The sequence below is a fragment of the Roseateles chitinivorans genome, from assembly GCF_050632145.1.
GTDB lineage: Bacteria > Pseudomonadota > Gammaproteobacteria > Burkholderiales > Burkholderiaceae_C > Roseateles > Roseateles chitinivorans_B.
Genome location: NZ_CP192577.1, coordinates 2068384 through 2085739, shown reverse-complemented (window position 1 = coordinate 2085739; position 17356 = coordinate 2068384). Strand labels below are relative to the sequence as shown.

Here is a 17356-nt window from a genome sequence, read left to right as displayed (position 1 = left end):
TTGTCGCGCGCCGGTGCGCGGCGCGCTTGCCGCGCCTGCACAATCGCCCCCCATGCACCGGACCACGGAACAACAGGGAGACGCCACCGGCCACCGACATGCCGTGCCGGCGCAGGGAGGATCCAGGCCTGCGGCGTTCGGCGCCGCGGCCGCGCTGTCGCTGGCCGTGCCGGTCTGCCTCGCCCAGGTCGCGGGCGCGGCGGTCGCCGGCGCCGACGGCGCCATCGCCGGCTCCTTCGCCACGCTGTGGACGCGCCTGGCGCCGCAGCTCGCCTACGGCCTGCAGTCCGCGCTGGTGCTGATGGCCTTCGTGCTGGGGCTGCTGATCTGGCAGCGCCGCGCCCAGCGCCACATCGGCTGGCTGCTCGTGCTGATGCCGGGATGGGTCGTCATGGTCGGCCTCGCGCCGCTGTCGTCCTGGCGCACGGGAATCGCCGTGATCCTCGCGCCATGGCTGCTGTGGTGCGCGTTCCATTATCTGATGCGGCGGATACGGCGACGCGACCGCCGCCTGCATCGCGCGCTGCTGGCCCAGGCGCTGCTTTTCCCCGCCGCCCTGCTGCTGCCCGTGCCGGCGACGCGCATCGCCACCTTCGCGCTCTGGTGGCTGGGCGCGCAACTGCTGGTCGCGATGGCCGCGCATCTCTGGCACCTCTGGCAGGACATGTTCCTGCCGACGCTGGAGGAGCGGTACCCGCCCTCCGACTTCGTCCTCAGCGGCGTGATGATGGGCTTCGGCATGCTCGCTGTCGTGTCGGCCTGCCTGCTGCCCGGCAGCGGCCTGGCCGGCATCCTCGGCCCGCTCTGCCTCCTGGGACTCGGCCTGCATCGCGTCCGCGAATTCGCCCGTGCGCTCACGCAGTCGGAGCTCGCCGTCCTGCAAGGCGAACTGCGTCTGCAGGAGCGCATCGCAGAGCTGGAGCGCCATTTCGATCAGGTCGCGGAGACCAAGCTGGAACAGGTCACCGAACGCGAGCGCAAGCGGATCGCGGCCGACCTTCACGACGACCTGGGCGCGAAGCTGCTGACCATCGTCCACACCAGCGAGTCCGACCGGATCTCCACGCTGGCGCGCGAGGCGCTGGAGGAGATGCGGCTGTCGGTGCGCGGCCTGACCGGCAAGCCCGTGCAACTGCTGGACGCGCTGGGGGACTGGCGCGCCGAGGTGGTGTCGCGGCTGGCCCAGGCCAACATCCTGGCGGAATGGAAGTCGCCCGCGGAGGACATCGAGCACACCTTCCCCGCTCGCGCCTACGTGCAGACGACGCGCATCCTGCGCGAGTCGGTGAGCAACATCATCAAGCACAGCGGCGCCACCCACTGCGTGATCAGCTGCTCGGCGCAGGACGGCTACTTCTCGGTGGTGATCCAGGACAACGGCCAGGGCATCCCGCTCGAGCTCGAAGGTCGCCTGGACAAGGGACACGGCATGGCCAGCATGAAGGCCCGCGCCAAGCAGATGCACGGACAGTGCCTGGTCGAATCCGGCCCCGGTTGGGGCACCGTCATCCGGCTCACGATCCCACTTTGATCACGCTCTGATCGCGTTTCTCGCGTGATCCATTGCCGCCGGCACCACAGTCCGGCGTTGATCAGGATGGTCAGCCCCCAAGAAAGCCGTACTGTTGCGCGAAGCCGGCGGGTTCCCTGCCGGCATTGCTTTCCTGAGCAAGAATCCGCGCCATGAACCACATCCTGCTCCTCGAAGACATTCCCGAAATCCGTGCCTGGCTCAAGGTCCTGGTCAAACAGGTCTTCGCCAACGCGGTGGTCACCGAATGCTCCCGGGTGCAGGACGCGCTCCAGCAGGTCAACTCGCAGCGTTTCACGCTGGCCCTGCTGGACCTGGGCCTGCCGGACGGCTCCGGTGTCGACGTGATCTCCGCGCTGCGCGAGAAGCAGCCGGAAGTCCAGTCGGTGATCGTCACGATCCACGACGACGACGAGCACCTCTTCCCCGCCCTGCAGGCTGGCGCCTTCGGTTATCTGCTGAAGGAACAGTCGCGCGAACTGCTGGTCGAGCAGCTGCAACGCATCAGCCAGGGCGAGCCGCCGCTGTCCCCGTCGATCGCCCGCAAGGTCATCGCCTACTTCACGTCGCAACGCCGGCCGCAGGCGGCTCCAGGTGCTGCACGAGGTCTCGCTGACCGACCGCGAGACGGAGGTCCTGCTGCGCGTCGCGAAGGGTTTCACGCTGCCGGAGATCGGCGTGCAGCTGGGCCTGTCGCGCCACACGATCGCCGACTATGTGAAGCAGATCTACCGCAAGCTCAACGTGAGCTCGCGCGCCGAGGCCGCGCTGGAAGCGCAGCGTCTGGGCCTTTTCGGCAGGAACTGAGCGACTCCGCGCGCAGGATCCGGCGCGCGCCCATGCGCCTCGGGAAAATACTGGACAAACATCCAGCGATCTGCCGTCGAAACGCCGCCGAGCGCGGATAATCCGCGCCCATGATCGGCAAGCTCACCGGCGTCATCGCGGAAAAATCGCCCCCGCAGGTTGTCATCGACGTGCAAGGCGTCGGCTACGAAGTCGACGTGCCGATGAGCACCTTCTTCAATCTGCCGGGGCTAGGCGAACGCGCCACGCTGCTGACGCACCTGAGCATCCGCGAGGACGCGCATGTCCTCTTCGGTTTCCTCACCGCCGAGGAGCGCAGCACCTTCCGTCTCCTGATCAAGATCAGCGGCGTCGGCCCCAAGATGGCGCTGTCGCTGCTGTCCGGCATGTCGGTCGGTGACCTGGCGCAGGCCGTGTCCAAGCAGGAAGCCGGTCGACTGGTGAAAGTGCCGGGCATCGGCAAGAAGACCGCCGAGCGCTTGCTGCTGGAACTCAAGGGCAAGCTCAGTCCCGACCTGTCGCTGCCGGTGTCGGTGGCCGACGATGCGCAGGCCGACATCCTCCAGGCACTGGTCGCGCTGGGCTACAGCGAGAAGGAGGCCGGTTCCGCACTGAAGACGCTGCCGCCAGGCATCGGTGTCAGCGAGGGCATCAAGCTGGCGATGAAGCACCTGTCATGAATCCGCGCGCGCGGCGTACCCTCCCACCATGAGCATCCAGACCGACGACTTCACGCCCGCACCGCAGCAGGCCCGCCTGATCAGCGCGCAACCCGCGTCGCCGAACGAGGACGCCATCGAGCGGGCGCTGCGACCCAAGCTGCTCGACGAGTACGTCGGCCAGACCAAGGCGCGCGAGCAGTTGGAGATCTTCATCGGCGCCGCGAAAAAGCGGCGGGAGGCACTCGATCATGTGCTGCTGTTCGGACCGCCCGGGCTGGGCAAGACGACGCTGAGCCACATCGTCGCGGCGGAACTGGGCGTCAACCTGCGGCAGACCAGCGGACCGGTACTGGAGAAGCCCAAGGACCTGGCCGCCATCCTGACCAACCTCGAACGCAACGACGTGCTGTTCATCGACGAGATCCATCGGCTCTCACCGGTCGTCGAGGAGATCCTGTATCCGGCGCTCGAGGACTATCAGATCGACATCATGATCGGCGAAGGTCCGGCGGCCCGGTCGATCAAGCTCGACCTGCAGCCGTTCACGCTGGTCGGCGCGACCACGCGCGCCGGCATGCTGACCAACCCGCTGCGCGACCGGTTCGGCATCGTCGCGCGGCTGGAGTTCTACACGGCCGAGGAGTTGCAGCGCATCGTGACGCGATCCGCGTCGCTGCTCGGCGCGCCGATCGAGCCGGCCGGCGCCCTCGAAGTCGCACGACGGTCGCGCGGCACACCGCGGATCGCCAACCGGCTGCTGCGGCGGGTCCGCGATTACGCCGACGTGAAGGCCGACGGCACGATCACCCGCGCGATCGCGGAGAAGGCGCTGGCCATGCTCGACGTGGATCCGCTCGGCTTCGACCTGATGGACCGCAAGCTGCTGGAGGCGGTGGTGCACCGCTTCGACGGCGGGCCGGTGGGGTTGGACAACGTCGCCGCGGCGATCGGCGAGGAGCCCGGCACCATCGAGGATGTGATCGAGCCCTACCTGATCCAGCAGGGCTTCCTCCAACGCACCCCGCGGGGACGGATCGCCACGCTGGCGGCATATCGCCATCTCGGCGTGGCACCGCCGAAGCAGGCCGGGCAGTTGTTCGACATCGAATGAAGGCGGCGAGCCCGGGCCACGCGCCGGGGACTCACCGATGCAGCAATGAAAAAGGCGCTCCGAGGAGCGCCTTTCTGCTTCGTGATCCGGAGATCAGAAGTTGTGGCGGACGCCCAGGGCGAACGAGCTCAGGTCGTCGCGCTTGTTCGGCGTGTTCGCATCCACGGCGGTGTAGAACGCGTACACCTTGGTGCGCTTGCTCAGGTTGTAGTTGTAGGCCACCGTGTACTGCTTGCCACCGCTGCGACCGCTGTTGAACGAGTAGGCGCCTGCCTTGGTGCCACCGACGTTCAGGTGGAATTCCGACTGGCCCAGCGTGTACATCACGGCGGCGCGGCCGATCCAACGCGCGTCCTTCGCACCAGGCGACTGCGGCGTGCCCGACTCTTCGCGCTGCGCGTAGCCGCCGAAGGTGAAGGCGCCCAGTTCATACAGGCCGCGGATCGCGTACTGCTTGGCGCTGCCTTGCTTGCTGTAGCCGGCACCCAGGTGCATCGGGCCTTGGTCGTAGTTCAGGGCGACGTCGTAACCGCGCGGGTCGACGCCTTCACCGGCGTGCAGCGTGAACTCGCCGTTGAAACCGCTGACGTTCGGGGTGAAGTAGCCCACCTTGTTGGTCTGCGTGAAACCGGCGCCCGAGTACAGCTTGTCTTCCGACGTGCCGGTGTCGTGGTTGTGCATCGACACGTAGTCGGCCGTGGCGTAGTACGAGCCGGGGGTCCAGCGACCCAGGCGGATCGCGCCGAAGTCACCGGCCAGTTGCACGCTGGCTTCACGGTTCCAGAACGCCGAGTTCGTGGCGCGGCCGTCATCCGAATTCAGGCCGTGTTCCAGGGCGAAGCTGGCCTTCAGGCCGCTGCCCAGGTCTTCCGTGCCCTTGAAACCCAGGCGGGAATTGTTGTTGATCACCGAAGCGACGCGGTCGTTGTTGCCGGTCTTGATGCTTTCCACCGAGGTGTTGATACGACCCCAGAGCGTGACGGAGCTCTGCGCGAACACGGGAGCGGAAAGAGCCGCGATGGCCGCAGCGAATGCAATCTTTTTCATACCCACCTTCATCCAGTTGGAGGTTTCAGCCGGTCTGGCTCAATGGCTTTACTGCAAGGTGTGCGGAGTATAGAAGTGCGTTGCACGCACCCATAACGCCCGACGCAAAATTGCAACAGTTCCCCGTTAGGGGTGAACCAGGGGGCCGGTGGGTGATAGCAGGCGTGCCGTCAGGACCTGCCCCGCCAGAAGTCCGGCGAGCACGGCGATCTGCTCGATCGGGCCGAGCCGGTGGGCGTTCCACAGGAACAGCGCGACGGCGCCGAGCAGCAGCAGGAACATCGCTCCCGCCGCCCAGGCGTGCGAGGACGCGATCTTCGGGTCGAACAGCGGCCGCGTGTGCGGGTCATATCCGGGCGCTACGCGGGCACCGAGGCCCGGCTCCCAATGCGCGGGCTCCCACCATAACCGCAGCTTGTCCCGCCAGCGGGGCGTGCGCCGGGTCTTGGACAGCAGCTTGGCGTAGACCTGCACGTTCGCCGTCCAGGGGTTCCAGCTCTGCAGGGCATCCCGGGTGCCGTAGACGCAGCGCTCGTGATCCAGCTCCTCCTGGAAGCTGCCGAACATCCGGTCCCAGATGATGAGGATTCCGCCGTAGTTGCGATCAAGATAGGGATCGTTGACGGCGTGATGCACACGATGGTTCGAGGGAGAGCAGAACCAGCGGTCGAACCAGCCGAGCTTGCCGATCTGTTGGGTGTGCACCCAGAACTGGTACAGCAGGTCGATCAGCGCGACGACCGCGTACACCAGCGGCGGGAAACCGAGGATCGCCATCGGCATGTAGAAGAGCCAGCCGACCAGCCAGCCGCTGCCGGTCTGGCGCAGCGCGGTGGAGAGGTTGTAGTCCTCGCTCTGGTGATGGACGGCATGCGCCGCCCACAGCAGCGCGGTCGTGTGACCGAGCCGGTGGTGCCAGTAATAGAGGAAGTCGTAGAACAGCAACCCGAGCAACCAGACCCACCAGGCGCCCGCGTCCAGGCGGGTCAGCGCCATGCGCTCGAACACCCACGTGTACAGGCCCAGCGTGAAGAGCTTCGTCAGCACGCCCACCACCTGGCTGAGCATGCCCAGCGCGATGCTGCTCACGGCGTCGTTCAGCCGGTAGGTGTTGCGGCCGCGGCGCAGGCCGATCCAGTATTCGAGCCCGATCAGGGCGAAGAACACCGGCGTGGCCAGCACGATGATCTGTGCGTCGGTCATGTGTCTCCTCGATGAGCGCTCGATGCGGCGCTTCTGTCGATGTCCGCGGCCACCGGCCCTCGTGGGAGCCGGCGATCACGCGCTCAGGCCTTGGCGGTCGCGACCGCGGCGGGCATGAAGCCCGGGACGCCGGGATCGTCCAACGCCAAGCCTTGCAGATGCTGATCGTCGTTCCACCCGACCAGGCTGAATCCCTGCGGCGAATGAAGCAGCCGGTTCACGCTCGTGTTACCCAGGACCCAGCTGCGCGGCGCCTGAAGATCGATACGGGTGGCGGCGCGATACAGGCAATCCATCACCCCGCCGTGAGCGACGACCGCGATCGTCTGCCCCGCGTGCGCCGCGGCCAGTTCGGACACGACGGCGATGCAGCGGGCGTAGAGCGTGACCAGGCTTTCCCCACCGGGCGGCTCGAAGTCCGGATCGCGCCGGCGCCAGCGCAGGGCATCCTCGGGAAATCCGGATTCGATCTCGGTCCAGAGCTTGCCCTCATGGAGGCCGAAAGCGCGCTCCCGGAGACGCGCATCCAGGCGGACCTCGAGGCCGTGCGGTGCCGCCAGATGCCGGGCCGTCACCGCGGCGCGGTCCAGATCGCTCGCATAGATGGCGTCGATCGGATGATCGGCCAGCGCGGCCCCGAGCCGCTCGGCCTGTCGCTCGCCCAACGCGTTCAGCGGCAGATTCAGATGGCCTTGGAGCCGGCCCTCTCGGTTCCAGGCGGTCTCGCCATGCCGGATGGCCAGGATCAGGGTCGAGTCCACTCAGACGCCCCAGACCACATCGGTGTCTGCGGCCTGCGCGGCGCGCATCAGTTCCAGCAGCGGCCACAGGCGCTGGCGCAACGTGACCTCGGGCTTGGGCGGCGGCTTGCGGCCTTCGGCCTGGGCTTCCTGGGCGGCGCGGTCCAACGAGCGCTGCTCCTCCGCAATGGCCGACTCGCCCTGCGAGATCAGTGCGGACAGGTCCGCCGCCTGGAGGATTCCTTGAGGCGCCGGTCCGCGGCCCAGGGCCTGCAGCGCCTGATCGCCATGAGCGGCCAACATGATGACGTCAGCCCCGGCCTTCGACTTGAACTTGTACAGCACGTGTGTCTCCCGGCCGTCGACGTCGGCCATCGATGCATTGTGCCGCCCTCGCGCGCGAGGCAGTGGAGAGGTCTCCCGAGCCCGTCCCGGCCCTGCGTCCGGGTCGACCCCGATGCGCACCCGGCGCCGGAAGGATCAGCCGCCGCGCAACAGGTGCACGGAGGCCCGCGCGGCACGAGGTGCCACCGCCTGCTCACGCGCCAGCCTGGCGGCCTCGGCCTGTGCGGCGATCTGGGCCTGGCGCTCTTCGAAGGCACGCGTCTCGAGCGCCGGCGCGCACAGGAAGCCCTGGTACTCGTGGCAGCCGCAGCGGGCCAGGAAATCGCGCTGCGCGTCGGTCTCGACACCCTCGGCGATGACCTTCAGGTTGAGCGCCCGCCCCATCTGCACGATCGCATTGACGATGCCGGCGTCGCTCGCGTCGCCCGGCAACCCCTGCACGAAGCTGCGATCGATCTTGAGCCGCTGGATCGGGAAGCGCTTCAGGTACCCCAGGCTCGAGTAGCCGGTGCCGAAATCGTCGATCGACATCAGCACGCCGAGCTCCGACAGCGCCTCCATCCGATGCAGCGCCTCCTCGGCATCGCGCAGCAGCACGGATTCCGTCAGTTCCAGCTCCAGCAGCGACGGCGGGAGGTCGTAGGCGCGCAGCGCCTGCGCGACCTGTTCGACGAACTGGGTCTGCTGGAACTGCAGCGCCGACACGTTGACCGCCACGGGCACGCGCAGTCCCTTCTGGAGCCACGCCGCAGCCTGCGCCACCGCCTGTTGCAGCACCCATTGGCCGATCGAGACGATGAAGCCACTCTCCTCGGCCACGGGGATGAACTCGGACGGCGGCACGTCGCCGCGCAGCGGGTCGCGCCAGCGGATCAGCGCTTCGGCACCGACGAGTTCGCCGGTCTCCAGCGAGACCTGCGGCTGGAAGTGCAGCCGGAACTCGTGCTCCTGCAGCGCCTGGCGCATCGCGTGATCCAGCCGCATGCGCGACAGCAGGTCCACGTCCTTGCGCGGCTGGTGGAAGCGGAACGCGCTGCGGCCGCTCTCCTTGACCCAGTGCATCGCGCGCTCGGCGCTGGCGAGCAGTTCCTCGGCACTCGCGCCGTCGCCCGGGAACAGCGCGATGCCGGTGCTGCAGGTGACGGTGAAGCTGAGCGTGTCGAAGCAGAAAGGCCGCGACATCGCCTCCTGGACGCGCCTTGCCGCGTGTTCCGCACCGCGGACGTCGGCCTGGTGGATCAGCAGCGCGAATTCGTCGCCGTCGAGCCGCGCGACGGTATCGACCTCGCGCAGCGACTCCTTCAGCCGCAACGCCACCTCCTTCAGTACGCGGTCGCCATAGGAATGACCCAGCGTGTCGTTGATCTGCTTGAAGCGGTCGAGGTCGACGTTGAGCAGCGCGAACGGCGTCGCCTCGCGACGGGCCATGGCCTGCGCGTAGTCGACGCGCTCCATCAGCGCGCGGCGGTTCGGCAGCCCGGTGAGCATGTCGTTGTGCGACAGCTCCTCGATGCGCTGGTGGGCGGCGAGCTTCTCGCTGAGGTCGCGGAACGAGTAGACACGGCCGATCGGTCGGCCCCGGCTCCACTGCGGCAGCGAGACGCGCTCGAGCACGCGCCCGTCGATGAGCTTGAGGTTGTCGCTGGTGTGCAGCAGCGGCGATTCCTGGATCGCGCCCAGCCGCATCGCATAGGCGGCCCCGTCGACGACGCTGCGCCGCATCCACGCCTGCACGGCGTCGTCGTTGCGGTCGTTGAGCAGGTCCTCCGGGATGCCCCACAACGACGCCAGCCGCTGGTTGAAGCTGCGGATCCGGCCGGCCAGGTCCGTGACCAGGATGCCGTCCGCAGTCGATTCGAGCGTGGCCCGGAGCTCGGCGAGCAGCGTCTCGCGCTCCTCGTCGTGCTGACGCTGCTGGGTCTGGTCGCGCATCGCGATCAGCCAGAGGCCGTCGTCCTGCGCCTGCGCCACATGGCTGATGCGGCGTGAGATCCACAGCATGCGCCCGTCGGCGTGACGCATCATCGTGTCGGTGTGCAGACTCTCGCGGCGGCCGATCGCGGCATCCATCCAGAACAGCGCATCTTCCGGCGTCGACGCCAGCGATTCGATGCTGCGACCGACCAGGTCCTTCGCCTGCAGTCCGAACAGCTGCTGCGAGGCCTGGTTGACCGCGACCACGCCATGCGTGCGCGCGTCGACGAGCCAGACCGCCTCCTGCAGGCCGTCGATCAACGGCAGGAACGCGGCATTGAACGCCGCGGGGGTCGCGGCGGCGGCTCGGGTCACAGCAGTCACGCCGCCATCTCCCCGGGGGGCGAGGGCGGCGTGGACATCTGGCCGGCAGATTCGAAGAAGTAGGCGATGCGGCTGCGCGGGCTGAGGTAATCCAGCGAGGCGCGCGGCAACTGCTGCGGCTTGACGCTGCGGCGGATGCCGAGGTCGGGCAGCTCTTCCAGATTGAGCACCAGCGCCTCGTCTCGCGGCACTTTCGGGTCGTGGACCATGACCTTGGGCTTGAGCGGGCGCGACGAGTTGACGGCCACGACCAACGCGTAGCGGTCGTCGGTCAGTTGCACCGCGGAACCCGGCGGGTACACGCCCATCATCCGGATGAAGGCGTTGAGCATGGTGGCGTCGAAACGGCTGCGCCCCTGCGCGAACATCAGCGACAGCGCTTCGTGCGGCGTCATCGCCTTTGAACTGAGCAGGGGGTTGCACAGGCCATCGAAGCGGTTGACGAGCGCCACGATGCGGGCACCGATGCTCATCCGGTCGGCGTTCAGGCGTTGCGGGAAACCGCTGCCGTCGGCGTGCTCATGATGCTGCGCGATGATCAGGAGCGGACCGGCACCGACACCCATCTTCTGTCCCAGCGCCACGCCCTTGGCGACGTGCTGCTGGTAGGCCGCGACCTCGGCGGCGGTGAAGCTGTCGTCACGATGACGGAACCGGGCCGTCAACTCCATCTTGCCGATGTCGTGGAGCAGCGCCCCCTGGCCCAGGTCCAGCATCTCGTCTCGCCCCAGGCCGAAGGCCCGGCCCAGCAGCAGGGCGATCACGGCCACGTTGAGCGCGTGCGCGGTGCCCCGGTCGCCGGCCCCCTCGTTGAGCAGCCGGATATTGATGTCGCCCTCGACCAGCATCTTGTCCAGCAACGCGCGGGACAACGCGGACGACCGGTCCTTCGCATCGGTCGGCTCCCGCGGCACCAGGTCCATCAGGTCGCGCAAGGCGGTGGCCGCTTCGGCGTACTGGCGCTCGCACAGCAGCAGCGCATCGCGCTGCTCCGCCAGCAGCCGGCGATGGCGTTCGCGGACTTCGTCCTCGGCGCTGCGGTTCTCCTCGACGACGGCCGCGGCGGGCGCTGGCGCGGGCATCGGCGTCGCTTCCAGCGGCAGGTCGCTCTTGCCCGGACTCCAACGCACCTGCTTGAGGCCCAGGCGGCGCAGGATCAGCAACTGCTCTTCCGAACTCAGCTTGAAACTGCTGAGCGGAAACGGATGCGACATCCAGCCGAGGTCGAGATGGATGAACATCCCCACTTTCAGCTGGTTCACATCGATGAGCGGATCGGCCGATCTGTCCTTCATATTCTTGTAGTTCCGCGTCCCGGTTCGGACGCCCTCGTCAGCAGCATCGGCTGCGGAGGGGCGCAACTTAAATCAAAAGCGCGTCAACCGTACGGCGTCGCTCATGATCCCGGGGAGACCGTGCGACTTGTCACAGGTTTTTCCTGCCCCCCTATGATCCCCCGAACCTCGCATTCTCATAAAGATACAGGAGACTTTTCATGCACGCCTTCATCTGCGATGCGCAGCGCACCCCTTTCGGGCGTTATGGCGGCGCCCTGTCGTCCCTCCGCGCGGACGATCTGGGGGCGTTGCCGATCCAGGCCCTGATGGCGCGGCACCCGTCGCTCGACTGGGAGGCGCTGGATGATGTGTTCTACGGCTGCGCAAACCAGGCCGGCGAAGACAATCGCAACGTGGCGCGCATGTCCGCCCTGCTGGCCGGCCTGCCGATCAGCGTGGCCGGCGTGACACTGAACCGGCTGTGCGGCTCCGGCATGGACGCCGTCGGCAGCGCCGCCCGCGCGATCCGCGCCGGCGAGACCCAGTTGATGATCGCCGGCGGCGTCGAGAGCATGAGCCGCGCGCCCTTCGTCATGCCCAAGGCGGAGACGGCGTTCTCCCGCGCCAACGCGATCTACGACACGACCATCGGCTGGCGCTTCATCAATCCGAAGATGAAGGCGCAGTACGGCGTCGACGCGATGCCCGAGACGGCCGAGAACGTCGCCGTCGATTTCGACATCGCGCGCGAGGCGCAGGACCGCATGGCGCTTGCCAGCCAGACGAAGGCGCTGGCCGCGCAGCGCAGCGGCTTCTTCGACGCCGAGATCTGCCCGGTCACGATTCCCCAGAAGAAGGGCGACGCCATCGTCGTGCGCCAGGACGAGCACCCGCGCGACACCAGCCTGGAGGCGTTGGCCAGGCTCAAGGGCGTCGTCCGGCCGGACGGCAGCGTGACGGCCGGCAATGCATCCGGCGTCAACGACGGCAGCTGCGCGCTGCTGATGGCCAGCGAAGCGGCGATCGCGCGGCACGGACTGACCCCGCGGGCGCGCGTGCTCGGCATGGCGACCGCCGGCGTCGCACCGCGCATCATGGGCATCGGCCCGGCCCCGGCCACGCGCAAGGTGCTGGCCCAGGTCGGACTGACCCTGGCCCAGATGGACGTCATCGAGCTGAACGAGGCCTTCGCCGCCCAGGGCCTGGCGGTGCTGCGCGACCTCGGGGTGCAGGATGACGATCCGCGCGTGAACCCCAACGGCGGTGCGATCGCGCTGGGCCATCCGCTCGGTGCCAGCGGCGCCCGGCTGGTCACCACGGCGATCAACCAGCTTCATCGCAGCCAGGGACGCTACGCGCTGTGCACCATGTGCATCGGGGTGGGTCAGGGCATCGCCATCGTCATTGAGCGGGTCTGACACCGATCGTTCCGGCAGCCGGCGCCGACCGGCTGCCTGTCCCTTGTTCAAGGCGGAGCACCGGCGCCCTGGGAGCGTTGAGGATTCCAGCAATCGCCCAGGTTGTCTGACCTCATTTTGGTGCGGCGCGGCAGCGCCGGGCTCGCCGCCCACTGTTGCTGGACCTATAGCCAAAAGTTGGTATCGACAAAGAAATAGTCATGGGCGCACGTAGGACCACGTAGGCGCCAATCGCACATCGCATGTGATACTGGCTCCGTTTGATGGCGCATACCGCTCATATATGTAGGGTATGCGGTGACAAGCATGATGTCTGACTATTGACCGCCTGCTTAGCGACCACCCACCGCGGTTTCGCGCACCTTTTTCCCGCTGAACGCCCTTTCACGCTGCCTGACCCAGGCGGTGGGGCGCTGTGCGCAGAAAATGCACCAAATTGATGCACATGCGTGCGATTTGCGGATAAAACAATTGCCCTGGCAAACATTCTTCACAGGGTTGTCCCTATAGTCGTGGACATCACCTGCTTACGCCCAGCAGATTTGGGCGTCAAACGCACGTCCTCCCTCCCCGCCATGTCCGCTGCACGAGCCTTTGATGATGAACTGACCGCGATCCAAGCGGTCGTCCCCGCCCCTGACGCCGAAGTCCGTACCGGTCCGCTCAAGCGCGACCTGGTCGCCGGCCTGGAAAAAGGTCTGGCCGTGATCGAAGCCTTCGATCAGGAACGTCCCAGACTGACCATCAGCGAGGTCGCCGGCCGCACCGGCCTGACCCGCGCGGCGGCCCGCCGCTACCTGCTGACGCTGACCCACCTGGGCTTCGTCTCGCAGGATCGCAAGATGTTCGCGCTGACCCCGAAGGTGCTTCGCCTGGGCCAGAGCTACATGCACTCCGCCCGCCTGCCCCGCATCATCGAACCCGAGCTGCACAAGCTGGCGTACGCGATGAAGGAAGCCTCGTCGGCCGGCGTGCTGGACGGCAACGACGTGATCTGCATCTCGGCGACGAGCGCGGGGCGCGTGGTGTCCCCGACGCTGCAACCCGGTACCCGCGTGCCGGCCTACTGCACCGGCAACGGCCGCGTGCTGCTGGCGGCACAGCCGCAAGCGGAAGTCGACGCCTTCATCGCCCGTCAGGAGTTGACCGCGCTGACACCGCACACGATCACCCACCCGGAGCGCCTGCGCATCGAGATCGCCCGGGCCCGCGCCCAGGGCTACGCGCTGATCGACCAGGAGCTGGAACAAGGCCTGCGTTCGGTGGCCGTGCCGCTGAAGAACTACAAGGGCGACACCGTCGCCGCCATGGCCATCAGCGTCCACGCGACCCGCATGAGCATGGAACAGATGGTCGAGCACTGCCTGCCCCCGCTGCTGCAGGCGCAAGCGCACCTGCGCATGCTGCTCTGAGGCTGCGGAGCAGGGTTCCGAAGCGCCAATGGAAAAGCGACCCGAGGGTCGCTTTTTTCATGCCCGCGTCCGGGTCGGGATCCGGGAGGGAATGGCCGCGCTTCAGGCCCAGAGGCGCTGCCTCAACAGCGGGCTGACGCGGTAACGCTCGCTGCGGTACGCGTCGAAGAGCCCGTCGAGCGCGTCCACGACGAACGGCGCGCCGAGCAGCGCGAGCCATTCGAAGGGTCCCGCCGGGTAGTTGACGCCGAGTTTCATCGCCGTGTCGGCGCCGGCTTCATCGCAGACGCCTTGCCAGACCGCATCGGCGCCTTCGTTGACCAGCATCGCGATCGTCCGCGCGACCGCCAGGCCAGGCACGTCGCGCAGCACCAGCGGCTCCCAGCCGAGGCGACGCAGCAGCGCCTCGGCATGCCCCCGCGGACCGGCTTCGGCGCCCGGCGCGAAGGCGACGGCCAGACCGTCGATGCGATCCGGCGACAGCGGCCAGTCGATCACCGCCAGGCCGGGCTGGCGGCGCTCGTGCGCCAGCTGCGCGGCGCAGCGTCCGCGCGTGAAGTGCAGCTGCAGCCCCTCGATGGCGACACCGCTCCAGTCCGTCGTCGGATCGCGGTCGAAGAAAACGCCACGCGTCGCCATCCATTCGCCGAGGCGTTCGACCAATGCGCCCCGCCCCGCCAGCGTGATCGGGCCGAGGTCCTCGTCGGTGCCGCTCGCCGGCGCCGTCGCCGCGGGCACGCCGTCATAGAAGCCCTTGCCCGACTTGCGACCGAGCCGGCCACCGTCGACCAGAGCCTTCTGCACCAGCGACGGCTGATAGCGCTTGTCGCCATAGTTGGCCTCGAACACCGACTGCGTCACCAGATAGTTGGTGTCGTGTCCGATCAGGTCCATCAGCTCGCACGGCCCCATGCGGAAGCCGGCGCCGCGCAGCGCCCGGTCCAGTTGCGCGGGCGAACCGGCCAGCTCCTGCAGCAGCGCCAGCGTCTCTGCGTAGTACGGCCGCGCGATGCGGTTCACGATGAATCCCGGCGTCGACTTCGCGTGCACCGGCGTCTTGCCCCAGCGGCGCGACAGCTGCTCGATCGCCTGCGCGGCGGACGGGTCCGTCTCCGCACCCCACACGACCTCCACCAGCTTCATCAACGGCACAGGATTGAAGAAGTGCATGCCGACCAGACGGCGCGGCGTCGCCATCCCATTGGCCAGCGCGGTGATGCTGATCGACGAGGTGTTGGACGCGATCAGCGCGTCGGGCGGCAGCAGCGCGTCGAGCTCGCGCAGCAGCGCCTGCTTGGGCTCGAGCTTCTCGACGATCACCTCGATCACGAGCGCCGCGTCCTTCAGGTCCGCCGTCGCGCCGGCCGGCGAGAGCCGGCCCATGACCGCCTCCCGTTCCAATGCCTCAATGCGGCCCTTGGCCACCAGTCCGTCGAGCGCCTTGCCGATCTGCACGATCGCCGCAGCCGCAGCGCCTTCGCGCAGGTCCATCAGTCGCACCGGATGGCCGGCCTGCGCCGCCACCTGCGCGATGCCCGCGCCCATCACGCCCGCGCCGATCACCGCCACCGCCGCCTGCGCAGCCGGTGCCGTCGCGACGCGCCAGGATCCCGTCGATTCCGTCATTGCTGTCTCCGTCTCGTCGTCGTTCTCAGTTCTGGTCCGGTTCCGGCGCCGCTGCCGGTCAATCCTGGCCCGGCACCCAGGTCGCGGGCCGCTTGCCGAGGAACGCTGCGAAGCCCTCCTTGGCTTCGGCGCCCATGCGCACGCGGGCGATGGTCTGCGCGGTGAGTTCGCGGACCTGATCGGTCACGGGACCGACCTCGAGTTGCGCGAACAGTGTCTTGATTTCCGCCTGCGCCAGCGGACCGTTCATCAACAGCTCGCCGATCCAGCGCTCGACGGCACCGTCGAGGCCGCCGGCCGCGTCGCTCTCGACGACCTCCTGCAGCATGCCGATCCGCAGCGCCTCGGCGGCGGGAATGCGGCTGGCCGTCAGCGCGAGCCGGCGCGCCTCGCGCGGCCCGACCGCGTTGATCACGTAGGGCCCGATCACCGACGGCAGGATGCCGAAGCGGGCCTCGCTGACGGCGAACTGCGCGCCGGCCGCGGCGACGGCGATGTCGCAGGCCAGCGTCAGTCCGACGCCACCGCCCAGGGCCACGCCATGGACCTTCGCGATCGTCGGTTTCGGGCAGCGCGCGATGCGGTCGAGCATGCCGGCGAAGCGGCGCGCGTCCTCGACGTTCCAGTCCTGCGTCGCCTCGGAGGCACGCTTCATCCACTGGAGATCGGCTCCGGCGCTGAAAGCCTTGCCGGCGCCTTCCAGCACGACGATGCGCACGGCGGGGTCCTGCCCGAGCCGCTCGAACGCGGCGTCGAGGGCCGCGATCATGGCTTCGTCGAAGGCGTTGAACACCTCGGGCCGGTTCATCGTCACGCGGGCCACGCCACGCGCGTCGGTCGATATCTGCAGGGTCTCCACGATGCCGTCTCCGTTGTGATCGCCGGAGTATCGCAGCCCGACCGGTCGGTCGAAAAAGAAACACGAGAGCGGCCGTCAGTGCGGCCGTCGGTCCGGCCCTCTCAATCCGGCAAGGGCCTGCTCAGTCCCGCCAGACTTCCTCGACCAGTTCGCGCACCGCCGTCAGCGCGTGTTCCTCGGGGCCTTCCTTCTGAAGCCAGCACAGCCAGGTCTCGTCCTGCCAGTGCGGCCAGATCCGCAGCTCGCCGGCGTCGACGGCGGCCTGCGCCTGATCGAGCCGGAGGATTGCCGCCCCGAGGCCGCTCGCGACCATGCCGCGCACGGCGGACTCGGTCTCGGCCATCAGGCTGTGCGGCGGTTCGCGGCCGGCGCTCTGGAACAGCCGTTCGGCCGCGGCGCGCAGGCCGCAGACCACCGGCGTGCCGATCCAGGGCAGCGACAGCAGCGCATCCCGCGACACAGGCCACTCGCGGTCGGCGAAGCGGCGCGGCACCGCGATCGCGAGTTCCATCCGTCGCAGACGATTGACGATGAGCCCTTCCGCGGTCTCGTTGTCGTGGAGCACGTACGCGCAATCGACGTCGCCCCGGCGCAGCGCCTGCACGCTCTGCAGCGACAGGCGCTGCATCAGCTGCAGGCCGATGCCGGGGTGTCGTTCCGCCAGCCTGACCAGCACGTCGCCCAGGCGCAGCGAGATCGGATCGCTGACCGTGCCCATGCGCAGCACGCCCTGCACGTCGCCGCGGATCTGCGCGGCGGCATGCCGCAGGCGCTGCGCGGCATCGAGCGTGCGGCGGGCCTCCTCGGCCAGTTTCTCCCCGGCGGGCGTCAGCGTCATGCCGCGCGAGCTGCGCTCGAACAGCTGCACGCCCAGCTCCTCCTCCAGCGCCTTGATCTGCGCGCTCACGGCGGGCACGGACGTGAACACCTTCTCCGCCGCGCGGGTCAGGTTCCGTTCGGCCACGACGGCCAGAAAGCTCTTCAGCTGGTACAGCTCCATGGGTCCGGATTCTGACAAGC

14 protein-coding genes and 1 pseudogene are annotated in these 17356 nt (G+C 68.2%); 6 read left to right on the top strand and 9 right to left on the bottom strand.

What is annotated here, in order from left to right:
- Nucleotides 1-52: 52 nt before the first annotated feature.
- The 4 genes and pseudogenes from ACQ86G_RS09540 (at nt 53) to ruvB (ending at nt 4111) form a co-directional block, all read left to right on the top strand.
- Nucleotides 53-1531, top strand: coding sequence for a sensor histidine kinase (locus tag ACQ86G_RS09540; protein ID WP_431260359.1), 1479 nt, complete (start codon nt 53-55; stop codon nt 1529-1531).
- A gap of 152 nt (nt 1532-1683) precedes the next feature.
- Nucleotides 1684-2338, top strand: a pseudogene (locus ACQ86G_RS09535) (response regulator).
- A gap of 110 nt (nt 2339-2448) precedes the next feature.
- Nucleotides 2449-3018, top strand: a complete 570-nt coding sequence (gene ruvA / locus ACQ86G_RS09530) for a Holliday junction branch migration protein RuvA (RefSeq protein WP_431260358.1) — start codon at nt 2449-2451, stop codon at nt 3016-3018.
- A gap of 28 nt (nt 3019-3046) precedes the next feature.
- Nucleotides 3047-4111, top strand: a complete 1065-nt coding sequence (gene ruvB / locus ACQ86G_RS09525; protein ID WP_431260357.1) for a Holliday junction branch migration DNA helicase RuvB — start codon at nt 3047-3049, stop codon at nt 4109-4111.
- Nucleotides 4112-4204: 93 nt separating this feature from the next.
- On the opposite strand, the gene ACQ86G_RS09520 is transcribed toward ruvB, so the two are convergent.
- The 6 genes from ACQ86G_RS09520 to ACQ86G_RS09495 all read right to left on the bottom strand — a co-directional run bounded on the left by ACQ86G_RS09520 (nt 4205) and on the right by ACQ86G_RS09495 (nt 11039).
- Nucleotides 4205-5158, bottom strand: coding sequence for a porin (locus ACQ86G_RS09520; protein WP_431260356.1), 954 nt, complete (start codon nt 5156-5158; stop codon nt 4205-4207).
- Between the two features lie 126 nt (nt 5159-5284).
- On the bottom strand, nt 5285-6361 hold the full coding sequence (locus tag ACQ86G_RS09515; protein WP_431260355.1) for a sterol desaturase family protein: 1077 nt from the start codon (nt 6359-6361) through the stop codon (nt 5285-5287).
- Between the two features lie 83 nt (nt 6362-6444).
- A complete protein-coding gene (locus ACQ86G_RS09510) occupies nt 6445-7122 on the bottom strand; it encodes a histidine phosphatase family protein (RefSeq protein ID WP_431260354.1) in 678 nt (225 codons plus the stop codon).
- Entirely contained in the window at nt 7123-7476 is a 354-nt protein-coding gene (locus ACQ86G_RS09505) for a DUF1840 domain-containing protein (protein WP_431260353.1), read from the bottom strand.
- Between the two features lie 105 nt (nt 7477-7581).
- Entirely contained in the window at nt 7582-9744 is a 2163-nt protein-coding gene (locus tag ACQ86G_RS09500; protein WP_431260352.1) for a putative bifunctional diguanylate cyclase/phosphodiesterase, read from the bottom strand.
- A complete protein-coding gene (locus ACQ86G_RS09495) occupies nt 9741-11039 on the bottom strand; it encodes an HD-GYP domain-containing protein (protein ID WP_431260351.1) in 1299 nt (432 codons plus the stop codon). Before ACQ86G_RS09495 ends, ACQ86G_RS09500 begins: the two co-directional genes overlap by 4 nt.
- Before the next feature lie 200 nt (nt 11040-11239).
- On the opposite strand from ACQ86G_RS09495, the gene pcaF reads away from it, so the two are divergent.
- Both pcaF and ACQ86G_RS09485 read left to right on the top strand, forming a co-directional pair.
- The gene (pcaF, locus tag ACQ86G_RS09490; protein ID WP_431260350.1) at nt 11240-12439 is read left to right on the top strand and encodes a 3-oxoadipyl-CoA thiolase; all 1200 of its coding nucleotides are present in this window, start codon (nt 11240-11242) and stop codon (nt 12437-12439) included.
- Between the two features lie 575 nt (nt 12440-13014).
- Complete coding sequence (locus ACQ86G_RS09485) at nt 13015-13851, top strand: IclR family transcriptional regulator domain-containing protein (RefSeq protein ID WP_088407692.1); 837 nt, start codon at nt 13015-13017, stop codon at nt 13849-13851.
- A 102-nt stretch (nt 13852-13953) separates the two neighbouring features.
- Here ACQ86G_RS09485 and ACQ86G_RS09480 read toward each other — a convergent pair whose 3' ends face one another.
- From ACQ86G_RS09480 to ACQ86G_RS09470, 3 genes are all read right to left on the bottom strand, one after another.
- Entirely contained in the window at nt 13954-15477 is a 1524-nt protein-coding gene (locus ACQ86G_RS09480; RefSeq protein WP_431260349.1) for a 3-hydroxyacyl-CoA dehydrogenase, read from the bottom strand.
- A gap of 58 nt (nt 15478-15535) precedes the next feature.
- Nucleotides 15536-16336, bottom strand: a complete 801-nt coding sequence (locus ACQ86G_RS09475) for an enoyl-CoA hydratase-related protein (protein WP_431260348.1) — start codon at nt 16334-16336, stop codon at nt 15536-15538.
- A 121-nt stretch (nt 16337-16457) separates the two neighbouring features.
- Nucleotides 16458-17336 carry a LysR family transcriptional regulator gene (locus ACQ86G_RS09470; RefSeq protein WP_431260347.1) on the bottom strand — a complete coding sequence of 293 codons (879 nt, stop codon included), beginning with the start codon at nt 17334-17336 and terminating at the stop codon, nt 16458-16460.
- Nucleotides 17337-17356 lie beyond the last annotated feature (20 nt).

Excerpts from the sequence above, each read along its gene's own strand:
- ACQ86G_RS09540 (WP_431260359.1), top strand. The coding sequence starts at position 53 with ATGCACCGGACCACGGAACAACAGGGAGACGCCACCGGCCACCGACAT.
- ruvA (WP_431260358.1), top strand. The coding sequence starts at position 2,449 with ATGATCGGCAAGCTCACCGGCGTCATCGCGGAAAAATCGCCCCCGCAG.
- ruvB (WP_431260357.1), top strand. The coding sequence starts at position 3,047 with ATGAGCATCCAGACCGACGACTTCACGCCCGCACCGCAGCAGGCCCGC.
- ACQ86G_RS09520 (WP_431260356.1), bottom strand. The coding sequence starts at position 5,158 with ATGAAAAAGATTGCATTCGCTGCGGCCATCGCGGCTCTTTCCGCTCCC.
- ACQ86G_RS09515 (WP_431260355.1), bottom strand. The coding sequence starts at position 6,361 with ATGACCGACGCACAGATCATCGTGCTGGCCACGCCGGTGTTCTTCGCC.
- ACQ86G_RS09505 (WP_431260353.1), bottom strand. The coding sequence starts at position 7,476 with ATGGCCGACGTCGACGGCCGGGAGACACACGTGCTGTACAAGTTCAAG.
- ACQ86G_RS09495 (WP_431260351.1), bottom strand. The coding sequence starts at position 11,039 with ATGAAGGACAGATCGGCCGATCCGCTCATCGATGTGAACCAGCTGAAA.
- pcaF (WP_431260350.1), top strand. The coding sequence starts at position 11,240 with ATGCACGCCTTCATCTGCGATGCGCAGCGCACCCCTTTCGGGCGTTAT.
- ACQ86G_RS09485 (WP_088407692.1), top strand. The coding sequence starts at position 13,015 with ATGTCCGCTGCACGAGCCTTTGATGATGAACTGACCGCGATCCAAGCG.
- ACQ86G_RS09480 (WP_431260349.1), bottom strand. The coding sequence starts at position 15,477 with ATGACGGAATCGACGGGATCCTGGCGCGTCGCGACGGCACCGGCTGCG.
- ACQ86G_RS09470 (WP_431260347.1), bottom strand. The coding sequence starts at position 17,336 with ATGGAGCTGTACCAGCTGAAGAGCTTTCTGGCCGTCGTGGCCGAACGG.